The organism is Streptosporangium amethystogenes (assembly GCF_000721075.1).
Classification (GTDB): Bacteria; Actinomycetota; Actinomycetes; order Streptosporangiales; family Streptosporangiaceae; genus Streptosporangium; species Streptosporangium amethystogenes.
This window is the reverse complement of sequence record NZ_JOEQ01000005.1, coordinates 562,612-575,384: the sequence shown is the minus strand read 5'-3', so window position 1 is coordinate 575,384 and position 12,773 is coordinate 562,612. Positions and strand designations below refer to the sequence as shown.

Here is a 12,773-nt window from a genome sequence, read left to right as displayed (position 1 = left end):
TGTCCAGCTTAAGACCCAAAGCAGGTAAAAATCAGGATTGATATGCCCCGGCGGCGGGGACTACGGGCAGTGCGGCACCGGAAAGGTCCCTGGCCAGGCTCGCACCCCCGTACCAGGCGGGGTCGAGCTTGACACCGCGGCCGAGTGCCGGGGAGCCGGGGCTCAGGCGCAGGTCCTTCCGGCTTTTGAAGCGGGGATCGGCCACGATCGACCTGGGACCGAGCTTGAACCTGAGGGAACGGCCCTTGTAGACACCGGCGTCCTCATCGGCTCCCTTGCCGTCCTCGAAGCCCACCTGCCCGCCGACCACGATGATGTTGTTGCGCAGCTTCAGGATGTTCGGCGAGCAACCGTCGTGGCAGGCCCAGCCGAGGGTGCTGCGGGCGGGCAGGTAGACCGAGTTGTGCACCGCGATGGTGCCCTTCACCGGCCCGACCGCGTGGCGGGCGCCGCGCGTGATGAGGAAGGAGGTGCTCTTGCGCGAGGCGGTCACCACGTTGTGGGCGAAGACGTTGCCCTCGGCGGTCTTGCCCTTCTGCGCGCCCAGTTCGACGAAGGTCTTGTTCTCCCTGGCCACGTTGTGGGTGATCCGGTTGCGGTCGCCGTTGAACACCTCGACCGCGGCGCCGTCGGTGCCGTAGTCCTTGCTGCTCGCGTAGCTGCCGGTGATCAGGTTCCCGGTGACGAGGTTGTCGTCGCCGTTGAGCAGCACGCCGAAGGCTCCGGAGTCGTTGTCACCGCCCTCGTCGTTGACGCTCATCCGGTTGTTGTCGCTCAGCACGCTGTTCCTGACCACGTTGTACGCGCTGATGAAGTGGACACCGGTGACGTTACGGTCGGCGATGATCCGGTCGAGCTCGTTGTGGCTGCCGCCGACCTCGAAGCCGGCCCACCGGCAGTTGCTGGCCCGCACCCCCACCACCCGCACGTAGGATCCCGAGATCACCACGCAGTCCTCGTCCCTGCCGCTGATCTTCGGGGCCGCGCCCTTGCCGTACGGTTCGACCAGGATGGGGCCGGCGGCGGTGCCCCGGCCGGACAACCTCAGCGCCCCCGGCCAGCCGCTGCCGCGCTTGAGGCGCACGATGTCACCGGGACGAAGGGGGGCGGCGTTGACGTTGTCCAGGCTGCGCCAGGGCGCCGCGGCCGAGGTACCCGCCGCGGCGTCGTCCCCCGCCCTGGAGTCGACGTAGTAAACGGTGCCCGCCGCCGCCACGGTGGCCTCGGGCAGTGCGACGAGCATGCCTCCTGCCAGGAAAGCCCCTGCCACCGGAGTGGCCCACCGTCTCGTCGATCTCATGCTGGTACGCTCCATCGCCGTCACCACAGGTGTGTCAGGCGCAGATCTTCGCACAACCGGGGTTTGGTCAGCGATCCGCAAGGACGGACCCACAGCCAGCCGTTACCTCCGCTTCACCCGCGGGCCTCCGGGGCGGGTCGGCGACGGCGTGGACCCCACGGCGGCCCGGCCGCCGGGAGGAGCCTCCGTCACGGTCTCGTACCGGCCCACGTGGGGAAAGCAAGCGCCCCGCCGGAAGGTGCCCGCCGTCTCATCACCGCCGCATGGGTGCCGGCCGGCAGTGCCACAGCGACGCCCAGAGCAGTTTGAAAGATGAGGTCAGGACGCCCCCAGCCTGGGGAGGGGCCGGTCCGGGTGCTCGGTCGCGATACGGGCGTAGCGCTGGAAGGCCCCGGCGAGCTCGGCGGCCGTCTCGGGGTCGTACCCGTAGTGGTTGTAGACCACGGCGGCGAGCATCGAGCCGTCCCGCTGCTCCTCGACGATCAGCTCGGGAGCGCTGAGATCGAGTTCGCCCGGGTTCGCCGCCCAGTCGAGCCCCTCCTGTTCGCGTGGAAAGGGGAACGCCTCCGACATCAGGCCGGGGAAGTGCGGGGCGCCGAAGCTCTCGTAGTGGATCCGCGACGGGAACGGCACCCGCAGCCTGGTCTCCAGGTAGGAGTGGAACTGGTGCGTCACCGCCCCCACCGACACCTCCCGGACCCGGTCCAGCAGCTCGGAGTAGGCGGGCTCCCCCGAGGCGTCGAAGCGCAGCACGAGCGACTGCACCAGGCAGCCGATCAGCGCCTCGTGCTCGGGTGCGGTACGGCCCGGCACGGGTGACATCACCACCAGGTCCGTCATCCCCGTCCACTGGCGGAGCAGCCAGGTCCAGCAGGCCGCCACCGCCATGAACGTGGTCGCGCCCCGCGCCTGGGCCGTCTCCCGCAACCCGCGGGCCAGCCCCACGTCGATCTCGAAGGCGTGCCTGCGCCGGGAGAACAGGGCGGTGTCCCGGCGGCCGGGGAACGGCGTGAGGGCGCGGGGGGCGCCCTCCAGGACCCGGTCCCAGTAGGCCCGGTTGCGCGGCCACTGCTCCCGGGCGAAGGCGCAGTAATCGGCGTAGGTCACGGGCAGCGGGCGCAGCGGGCTGGGGTGGCCGGTGCGCAACGCCGAGTAGACGACGCCCAGTTCCCTGAGCATGACGCCCAGCGAAAAGCCGTCGAAGGCGAAGTGGTGCACGGCGAGGACCAGCACGTGGTCGTCCTCGTCGACGCGCACCACCAGCGCCCGGACGAGCGGGCCGCGCAGCACGCTGTCCAGGCGCATGCGCTCGTGCCAGACGATCCGCTCGGCGTCGCGCTCGCGCTCCGACGGCGTGTCACCGGAGGCCGCGACCTCGGCGACCTCGGGAGGCAGCTCGTCCGCGACCAGGACCCGCCCCGACGCGGTGACGACGGTGCGCAGCGGCTCGTGCCGAGCGATCACCGCCTCCAGCGCCCGGGTGAGAAGCGACACGTCGAGGGCGTCCCGGATACGGATCGCGGTGGCGCAGGATCCTATGTCGCGGACCGGCTCGCTTTCGAACATCCAGTGCAGGAACTCCTCCTGCTGGGTGCTGAGCGCCGCTCCCCCGCCCGTCGCCGGGGCGGCGGCGGCCGGGGCGGCCGAGGCGCGGGCGTCGTCGATCCAGCGGGCCTGTCCTCCCAGTTCGGGCCGGTCGAAGGCCAGGGCCGGGGTGACGGGCACGCCCAGGCGGTCGCCGATCAGGGAGGCCAGCTGGGCGGCCCTGAAGGAGTCGCCGCCCAGCTCGAAGAAATTGTCGCCCGGGGCGACCTCGGGGACACGGAGCACCTGACGCCACAGGGCGCCCAGCTCCGTCTCGGTGCTCTGCGCGGTCACCTTCTCCTCCAGCCGGGTTCGGTCTCGGTACGGGGTCACGGTCTCCTCCAGTCGAGGATGCTGGGGCCGTGTGCGGCCAGCTCGCGCCGGACGGCCCGGATGAGGTCGGCGCACTCTTCGAGCGCGGGCACCGACAGGAGCAGGTCGGCGGCGGAAGGGTGGTTCCAGAGCAGGTCCTCCAGCAGGTAGCGCCAGTAGGCCGGGCGCAGCTCGGGGAACTGGCGCAGCTGGCGCTTCTGGTTCCAGGTGTGGTGGAACCGGTCGGCATAGGAGGGCCCGTCCCACTCCTCGGTCTCCACGATCCAGAAGCGCTCGGTGACCGGGCGCGGGTCCACGCCGAGGGAGCGGGCGACCGCGGGGGCGATGCGCTGCTCGGCGAAGGTCTGGCGGACGATCGGGTCGGTGCTCGAAGGGCCCGCGTTGCCGGTCATGAACGCCATCGCCGCCTCGGCGTACTCGGCGCGGTGCCGGTCGTCGAGAAAGACCGAGACGGCCATGTTCGCGGCCGGGGTGTCGAACGTCCAGCGGGACAGGTCCAGGCCCGCGGGATTGGGGATCTCCTCGATCGGCGGGTAGACGGAGTTGCCGACCGACTCCCAGTGCGCGAAGACGAACCCGCCGCGCTCCAGGTGGTCGATGGGGCGGCGCAGGTAGAGGTCGGTGTCGACCACGGCGAACGGCGCGGTCCGCGACAGGGCCGCGTGGCTCTTGCCCGCCGCGAAGTACAGGAGCGGGTCGACGTCAATGGCGTCCAGCTCGTCCAGGCGGGTGTCGACCCGGTCGTAGAGCGCGTCGAGCCCCTGCGCGGCGGCGTAGGAGGCTCCCAGCTCGTCGGTCACCAGCTCGACGCCTCCGTGGAAGGAGCGCCAGGCATGGACGCTGTGCACGCAGGTGAGGATCTCCTCGACCGGCAGGCCGTAGGGTCCGTTCTCCAGCGCCCGGTCCCGGTGGCGGCGGAGACCGGCCCGGTACGGGCCGGTCCAGTTGACGTGGACTGCGGGGACGGTCAGGGACACTGGACCGGCTCCTTTCTCGTTGTTCTTCCGTCCGGCCCGGTCCTTCGGCTCAGGGCCTCGATACCGACCAGGTCGTCTGCCACGGCGTCCGGCACCTCGTCGTCGAAACGGGACAGTGCCCGGCTGCGCAGCGCTCCGGCCGCGATCAGCGCGACCAGCAGGCCGCACACGATGTACATGAACGCGATGCCCCGGCCCGGCCCCACCCCAATGACCGCGCCCGCCGTATCGGCCAGCAGGCCGCCCGGCAGGAACATCGGCTCCAGCAGGCGCTCGCCGAACGGCGCGATCAGGGCCACGCCGAGCGGGATCGTCGACAGCGCGACCATCTGGTTGAGCGCGAAGACCCGGCCGTGGAACCGCTGGGGCACCTTGACCTGGACGATGGTGGCGTAGACGCCGTTGACGAGCGCGAGCGAGCAGGACACCCCGAACGCACCGGCCCCGACGAACAGCAGCGACTCGTGCGCGCCGGTCACCAGACAGCAGGTCGCCAGCGCCAGCGTCCCCATGAGCACGCCGAACATCCGGCGGCGCGCCGGCCCGCCCCACACGCTCATGACCAGGCCGCCGGTCACCGCGCCCGCGCCGCCGAGCAGCGCGACGAACCCGGCGTCGCCGAGCGTCCCGAAGGAGAGCACCAGCGGCGAGAAGAGCAGGAACACCGGGGAGAGCACCAGGTTGAAGAACGCGAAGAAGACCAGCATGGCCCGGAAGCCGGGCCGGCCCATCTGCAGCCGGAAGCCCCCGGCGATCTCCGCCGCGACGGACTCGTGGCGCTCGCCGGCCAGCGTCGCGGGGAAGGCGACGCAGAGCAGCACGATCACACCCGCGACGTACCCGGCGACGTCGAGCACCAGGATGCCGCCCAGCCCGGTGAGCGCGAGCAGCCCGACCGCGCCGAGCGGCGCGATGAACTGCGCCACGCCGGTGGTCGCCTGGACCACCCCGTTGGCGTGCCCGAGATAGCGTTTGGGGACCAGTTGCGGGATGGCCGAGACATAGGCCAGCCGCTGGAAGGTCAGCGCGACGGACAGGGCGGTGAGCAACGGGTACAGGTGCCAGACCGCCAGGCCGCCGCTCCACACCAGGATGCCGGTGATCAGCTGCACGACGAGCGCAGCGACGTTGCCGCCGAGCATGACGGCCCGCCTGCTCGACCGGTCCACGATCGCTCCGGCCAGCGGGGCGACCAGGATTCCGGGGATCAGCGCGAGCACCTGGAGCACGGCGAACCGGGTGAGCGATCCGCCGTCCAGGTAGGTGGAGATGGGGATCGCGAACTCGGTGAGTGTGGCACCCACGATGGTGACCAGCTGCCCGACCGCGATCGTCAGAAAGCGCGCCAGGCTCGGTTCAGGCGCCTCCCGGCCATCTGGCCCGCCGAAGCGATCCAGGCCCTCCGGAGCGTCCGGAGCGCCGGAATCGGCGGCGAGGCGCCAGGTGCCGCCGGTGCATTCCGGCGTTCCCGATACCGGAGGTTCCGCGAGGGCCGGGTGGACCGTGGTGACGATCTCGGCCAGTTCCTCGGCCCGGTACTTGAGGAAGTAGTGGCCGCCCTCGTCGAGCACGGCGAGGGCGGTACGGGGCGACAGGAAACCCCATTCGGTGTAGCGCTCGCGGTGGAACTCGGTGCTGGGGTCACGCTCGCCGACCACCGAGATGATCGGGGCCCTCAGTGGTTCCGCCCCCTCCTCGACCAGCCGGGTGAAGTAGTCCTCCGCCTCGCGGGAGTCGTGCCGCATGTTGCGCACGACGAACGCCAGCTGCTCCTCGGTCAGCCCGGACAGGTCGGCGCCCATTCCGGTCAGCCAGTTCACCTGGCCCCGGTCGGCGCGCAGCCGTTCCAGCCGGGTGAGACGGGCCCAGCGGCCGAGCACTCCGCGGGTGGGCCGGGCGAACGGGAAGAGCCCGCCGAGGTAGACCGCCTCAAGTGGGCGCCCCGCGGCCTCCACCCTGCGGGCGATCTCGACGGTCAGCGCGCCACCCACCCCGCAGTGGCCGTAGAGCACCAGCGGCCCGGACACCTTGGCCAGGATCTCGGTCACGCACTCGGCGGCGACCTCGGCCAGCGGGCGTGGCTCCTCGGCCAGCCCCAGGTCGTGGCCGGGCACCGCCACCGCGTGCAGCGCGCACCCGGCGGGCAGGGCGTCGGCGAGCGGCTGGTAGACCACCGCGCTGCCACCGCCGTACGGCACGCACACCAGGGACAGCTCGGGTGTGGCGGTCGGAGGTGTCAGCTCGTACAGCAGGCCGCGCGGCCCGCCGTCGTCCGACTCGACGAGGGCGGCCAGGGCTCGCGGGCTCGGATGGCCGAACAGGTCCATCACGCTGACCGGCCGCATGCCGTCCAGGCTCCGGCGGAGCCTGGCGACCACCCGCACGGCGAGCAGCGAGTGCCCGCCCAGATCGAAGAAGTCGTCCCCGGCACCGACCCGGTCCACCCCGAGCACCTGCGCGAACGCCGCCGCGACGGCCTCCTCGACCATCCCGGAGGGCTGCTCGAACTCTCCGGCCCGATCCGGCCCGGCCGCCCCGGGGTCGGGAAGCGCGGCCCTGTCGACCTTGCCGTGCGACTTCAGCGGCAGCCGCTCCAGCCAGACGTAGCGGGTCGGCACCATGTAGTCGGGCAGCACGGCCCGCAGCCGCCCGCGCAGCTCGGCCACGCCCGGTCCGGCGGGGGCCCGGCCGGTGCCTTCGGTCTCGGGTTCCCCGGATGTCCCCGCCGCGACCAGGTAGGCGACCAGTTCCAGTGCCCCGGGCCGGCCTCGGGCGTCCACCACCGCGTGGGCGACGCCGGGGAGGGCGCGGAGCGCCTCGTCTACCTCGCCCAGCTCGACCCGGTACCCACGGATCTTGACCTGGAGGTCGCGGCGGCCCAGGAACTCCAGGTCACCGCTGGGCAGCCTGCGGGCCAGGTCGCCGGTGCGGTAGAGCCTGTCCCCCGGCCCGCCGTAGGGGTCGGGGACGAAGGCGGCGGCGGTCAGGTCCGGGCGGCCGAGATACCCGCGTGCCAGCCGGTCGCCGCCGAGGCAGAGCTCACCGACCACGCCGATCGGCACCGGCCTGAGGCCGGCGTCCAGGACGTAGGCCCGGACGTGGCCGAGCGGCCGCCCGATCGGGGTGATCGGCCCCCGGACGTCGTCGGTGGCCCCCACCTCGTATGTGGTCGCGCCGACGGTCGCCTCGGTGGGGCCGTAGTGGTTCACCACCCGGCAGACGCCGAGGGCGGCCAGCTCGCGGGTCCACTCCCAGGCCGAACCCTCGCCGCCGAGAACGAGCATGCGGCGGGGCAGGATCCGGCGCGGGTCGACCTCGGCGGTGAGCGCTCCCAGGTGCGAGGGAGTGATCTTCAGGTAGTCGATTCCCACCCGGTCCGCGTAGTCGGCGAGGTCCGGGCCGGAGATCCGCGACGGGACGAGGTGCAGGCATCCACCCGTGGCCAGGGCCAGGTAGAAGATCGTGACTCCGAAGTCGAAGGAGAGCGACTGCAGCAGGGCGTACCGGGCGCCGTCCACGATCTCGAATCGCTCGCGCACGTCGGCGAGGTAGTTGAGGACCTGCCTGTGCTGCACGGCGACGCCCTTGGGCAGGCCGGTGGAGCCCGAGGTGTAGATCACGTAGGCCAGGTCGTCCGGTCCCGCTCCCGCGAGGTCCTGGGGATCCGCGGGATCTCCCGGGTCCACGACCTCGCCTCCGTCGAGCAGGACCGTGACCCGGGCACGGAGCAGATCGGCCAGCGCCGGAGCGGTCACCAGCACCGTCGTCCCCGAGTCGGAGACCAGGTGGGCGAGCCGGTCCGCGGGCTGCTCCGGGTCGAGCGGCAGGTAGGCGCCCCCCGCCTTGAGCACGGCCAGCACGGCCACCGCCAGGTCGGGCGAGTGCTCCAGGCAGACGGCGACGCGGTCGTCCCTGCCGACCCCGTGACCACGTAGTACCCGGGCGAGCCGGTCGGCCCGGGAGTCGAGTTCACCGTAGGTCAGCTCGGTGGCGCCGAAGACGACCGCGACGGCCTCCGGTGAGCGGGCCGCGGCACGCTCCACGAGCCCGTGCAGGGTGGTGACCTCCCCGGCGGCGTCCGGACGTGACGCCCTGCCGTTCCATCGTTCCAGGACGAGCTCGCGTTCGTCCTCGCCGAGCAGTTCCAGCTCCGACAGCCGGGTGTCCGGGGCACCGGTCGCGCAACGCAGCAGGTTCTCGAAGTGGGCGGCGAGCCGTGCGGCGGTGCCGGGTTCGAACAGGTCCGCGTTGTAGGAGAGGTGCGCCCGCAGCCCGTCGCCGTCGTGCCCGATCTCCAGGGAGAGGTCGAACTTGGACAGGGCGAAGCCGCCCTCGAACAGCTCGGTGGTGATCCCGGGCAGCGGCGGCCCCTCCTGGTCCCGGCCGTGCAGGACCAGCTGGGCCTGGAAGACCGGGGTGCGCGACAGGTCCCGGTCCACCCCGAGCTCGTTGACCAGGACGTCGAAGGGCGTGTCCTGGCGCTGGTACGCCTCCAGCGCGGTCGCGCGGGTACGGCGCAGCAGGTCGCGGAAGGTCGGGTCGCCCGACAGATCGCCCCGCAGCACGAGCGTGTTGACGACGAAACCGATCATTCCCTCCAGCTCGGGCCGGTCCCTGGCCGCGACCGGGGTGCCCAGGCAGATGTCCTCCTGCCCGGTGTGGCGGGCCAGCAGTGCCTGGAAGGCGGCGGTGAGCGTCATGAACAGCGTGCAGCGCTCGCTCCTGGCCAGCCTGGCCACCTCGGCCGCCAGCGGCCCGGGGATGATCCGCGAGACGTGGGCGCCGCGCGCGGTCCTGATCCGGGGGCGCGGGCGGTCGGTGGGCAGCGCGAGAACCGGCGGATCGGCGAGCTTGGCCCGCCAGTACTTCAGGTCCTCCTCGGCGGGGGCCTCGCGGCGGGCCACGGCGTACTCGGCGTACTGCAGTGCGGGCGGCGGGAGCGGTGAGGACAGCCCCGCGGCGAACGCCTCGTACAGGGCGGTCAGCTCGCCGCGGAGCACGCCCAGCGACCAGCCGTCCACCGCGATGTGGTGGACGACGAGGCAGAACACGTGGTCGTCGGCGGCCAGCCGGATGAGGACGGCGCGCAGCACCGGCCCTGCCCCCAGGTCGAATCCCCGGTTGGTCAGCTCGGCCACCAGCTCCCGCGCCCGCCCGACCGGATCCGGCGCGGTCCCACCGGACAGGTCGACCTGCTCCAGGTCTGGTCCGGACTCCTCTGCGACCTGGACCGGACGGCCGTCCATGCTCGGGTAACGGGTGCGCAGCACGTCGTGCCTGGCCACGACCTCCTCGAAGGCGCGGGCCAGCGCCGCGGCGTCCAGCGGTCCGCGCAGCCGTTCCGAGACGTAGACGTTGTAGGCGGCGTCACCGGGGTTGAGCTGATCCAGGAACCAGAGCCGTTCCTGGCCGGGCGAGAGCGGGACGCCGTCGGCGCGGGCGGCGTCCCGCAGGTGGGTCAGCACGTACTCAGCCCTCCCCGCGCAGCCGCTCGACCGCGGCGGCGAGCGCCTGGATCGTGGGGTCGTCGTAGTAGACGTGGAGCGGCAGGTCGGCGCCCAGGCGCAGGCGGACCCGGGAGGCGATCTGGGTGATGGTGAGCGAGTGCCCGCCCAGCTCGAACAGGTCCTCCTCCGGACCGACCTGCGCCACCCCCAGCACCTCGCACCAGATCTCGTGGAGCTCGGCGGCCACGCCGCTGTAGGTGACCGGCACCGCCGATCCCGCTTTCGCCTCCCGCTCTCCTCCCAGGTCGGGGACGGGCAGCGCGGTCCGGTCAAGCTTGCCGTTCGCGGTGAGCGGCAACGGGGACAGGCACACGAAGTCGCTCGGGACCATGTACGGCGGGAGCGTCCTCGCGCAGTGCTCCCGCAGGTCACCGGGGACGGCCTCGGCCTCCAGGTAGGCGACCAGCCGCCGCTCGCCCTTGCCGTCCTCCCTGGCGAGCACGGCCGCGCGGCGGATCCGAGGGTGTTCGAGCAGCCGGGCCTCGATCTCGCCCGGCTCGATGCGGTGGCCGCGGAGCTTGATCTGGTCGTCCAGCCTGCCGATGAACTCGATCAGGCCGTCGGCCCGCCTGAGCACCCGGTCGCCGGTGCGGTAGAGCCGCCCGGGGCCGAACGGGTCGTCTGCGAACCGCTCCGCGGTCAGCTCGGGCCGGTTCCGGTAGCCGTCGGCGATGCCGTCGCCCGCGACGCAGAGCTCACCCGGCACCCCGATGGGGAGCAGGCCGAGCCGTTCGTCGAGCACATGGACCCGGGTGTTGGCGAGCGGCTCGCCGATCGGCACCGTCGTGACAGGTTCGGTGATCTCCGCGCTCATCGACCAGATCGTCGTCTCGGTGGGCCCGTAGACGTTGATCAGACGGCCGGTCCTGCGCAGGATCTCGCGGGCCAGCGGGGCGGGCAGCGCCTCCCCACCGGCCAGCGCCGTCACGTGCGGCAGGTCGAGCCCCGAGTCGAGCAGCATCCGCCAGCCGGACGGGGTGGCCTGCACGTGGGTCACGCCGCACCCGGCGATCCTGACGAGTTCGCGCCCGTCCCTGACGGCGTCGCCGGGGGCGATGACGACCCGGCCGCCGGTGACCAGCGGCAGGTAGAGCTCCAGCGCGGAGATGTCGAACGACAGCGAGGTCAGGGCGAGCCAGCCGTCCCCCCGGCGGGAGCCGAGCCGGTCGCGCATGGCGAGCAGCAGGTTGGTCAGGGCCCGGTGCGGGATCTCCACGCCCTTCGGGCGCCCGGTGGAGCCGGAGGTGTAGATGACGTAGGCGAGATCCTCCGGCGACGGCCGGCCGAGCCCGGCCGGAGCGGAGCGGACGGCCGGGGCGGCCGGGTCTTCGAGGACGAGGCTGGGGAGCTCGAATCCGGCCAGGCGGTCCCGGGTCGCGAGATCGGTCAGGAGCAGCCCGGCGCCGGAGTCCTCCAGCACGAAACGGAGCCGCTCCTCGGGGTGTCCGGGGTCGAGCGGCAGGTAGGCTCCCCCGGCTCGCGCCACGGCCAGCAGCCCGACCAGGGTCGCCGGCGAGCGCTCCGCGCAGATCGCGACCAGCCTCCCCGGGCCCACCCCCTCGGCGCGTAGCCGCCCGGCCAGGCGGTTCACGGCCGCGCGGAGCTCCGTGTAGGTCATCGAGTCCGTGCCGCATTCGACGGCCGTGGCGTCCGGGGTACGGGCCGCCTGCACGGCCACCAGCTCGGGCAGGGTGAGCTCGGGGTAGTCGACCGCGGTGTCGTTCCAGCCCGACAGCAGCAGCCCGGTCTCCTCCGCGCCGAGCAGCGGCAGCCCGGCCAGGGGCGCGTCCGGTTCGGCCGCCGCCGCGGCGAGCAGTGTCCGCCAGTGGGCGGCGACCCGCTCGGCGTCGTCGCGGCCCATGGCCTCCGGGTTGTACTGGAGGACGACGCCGAACCGGTCCGGGCCGTCCACGACGTGCACGCGCATGGCGCCGCGGACCGTGTGGTTGAAGAGCGCCCACTCCACGTGGGCGTCCACGCCGAAGAAGGCGGGCGCGGCCTCGCGCCTGCGGTAACCGAGCGAGACCGGCGCGAGCGAGACGCCGGGCCGTACGCCGCTGACCGCCCGCGACAGCGGCACCTCCCTGACCCGGTAGAGACCACGCAGGTCGGAGCGGAGCCCATAGCCGAACCGCTGGTCGGCGACGAACCGGCGGAAACTCCAGTCCGGCTGGAGCCTGGCCGTGACGGGCAACTCGTTGACGAAGGCGCCGAGGTGGTGGCGGGTCTCCGGCGATCGGGTGCCCAGATCGACCGCGACGGTCGGCTCGGCGTTGCCGTACCGGTACAGGAGCGCCTGTAGCGAGGCGAGCACGATCTCGAACCTGCTGGCACCGATCTCCTCCGACAGCCTGGCCAGTGCCTCCCGTGCCTCGTCCGCCAGTGCGAACTCCACGGCCGCCCCCTCGGTCACGCCCTCGGGCATGGGTGCCACCTCCCCCGCCAGTCCCGGCAGGGTCACCTCTGCCGGTTGGCGCCACCGCGAGTTCCAGAACTCCCTGGCGAAGGAGAGACCTGCCTCGACGCGCCCGGCGCTCGGCTCCTCGTGGCGCAGCTCGGGCAGGTCCGCGGAGGTGCCGGTGACCTCGGCCCGGTAGAGCTCGGCGAGATCGTGCAGGAACACCGAGGTGGACTCGCCGTCGAAGACGATGTGGTGTGCCACGACCAGCAGCGTCGCCCGCCCGCTGCCCTCCCGGTACAGGACCGCCCGCACCAGGGGTCCGGCGGTCAGGTCGAAGGGGCGCAGGATCTCGGCCCGTACCAGTTCCGCGAGCCGTGCCCGCGGGGTGTCCACCACGCGCAACCCGGGTGGGACGGCGGGTACCAGGTAGGGCACGCCCTGCCGCTCCTCGACCGCGCGGGCCAGAACGGGATGGCGGGAGACGAGCCCCTCCCAGGCGGCGGCCAGGGCACCCGCATCGAGAGGGCCGTCGAAGGTGACGGAGAACGGCATCGTGTAGACGGTCCCGATGCCGCCCAGCCGTTCGTTGAACCATATTCCCTGCTGGGCGAGCGAGGCCCGAACGGGTGCGGAGACGATCTCGGACGTCACTGGCATCACTTCCGATCTCA

General features: G+C 72.6%; 5 protein-coding genes. All 5 read right to left on the bottom strand.

Features of this window, described 5'->3' with window-relative positions; translation table 11 throughout:
* Positions 1-31 precede the first annotated feature (31 nt).
* A complete protein-coding gene (locus IG98_RS0110355) occupies positions 32-1,300 on the bottom strand; it encodes a right-handed parallel beta-helix repeat-containing protein (RefSeq protein WP_030909058.1) in 1,269 nt (422 codons plus the stop codon).
* A 318-nt stretch (positions 1,301-1,618) separates the two neighbouring features.
* Positions 1,619-3,217 carry a condensation domain-containing protein gene (locus tag IG98_RS0110350; protein WP_245651483.1) on the bottom strand — a complete coding sequence of 533 codons (1,599 nt, stop codon included), beginning with the start codon at positions 3,215-3,217 and terminating at the stop codon, positions 1,619-1,621.
* Complete coding sequence (locus IG98_RS0110345) at positions 3,214-4,194, bottom strand: DUF6734 family protein (protein WP_030909052.1); 981 nt, start codon at positions 4,192-4,194, stop codon at positions 3,214-3,216. The genes IG98_RS0110350 and IG98_RS0110345 overlap by 4 nt, the downstream gene beginning before the upstream one ends.
* Positions 4,185-9,659, bottom strand: coding sequence for a non-ribosomal peptide synthetase/MFS transporter (locus IG98_RS0110340; RefSeq protein ID WP_030909048.1), 5,475 nt, complete (start codon positions 9,657-9,659; stop codon positions 4,185-4,187). The genes IG98_RS0110345 and IG98_RS0110340 overlap by 10 nt, the downstream gene beginning before the upstream one ends.
* Positions 9,660-9,663: 4 nt before the next feature.
* Positions 9,664-12,759, bottom strand: coding sequence for a non-ribosomal peptide synthetase (locus IG98_RS0110335; RefSeq protein ID WP_030909045.1), 3,096 nt, complete (start codon positions 12,757-12,759; stop codon positions 9,664-9,666).
* Positions 12,760-12,773 lie beyond the last annotated feature (14 nt).

Excerpts from the sequence above, each read along its gene's own strand:
- IG98_RS0110355 (WP_030909058.1), bottom strand. The coding sequence starts at position 1,300 with ATGAGATCGACGAGACGGTGGGCCACTCCGGTGGCAGGGGCTTTCCTG.
- IG98_RS0110335 (WP_030909045.1), bottom strand. The coding sequence starts at position 12,759 with ATGCCAGTGACGTCCGAGATCGTCTCCGCACCCGTTCGGGCCTCGCTC.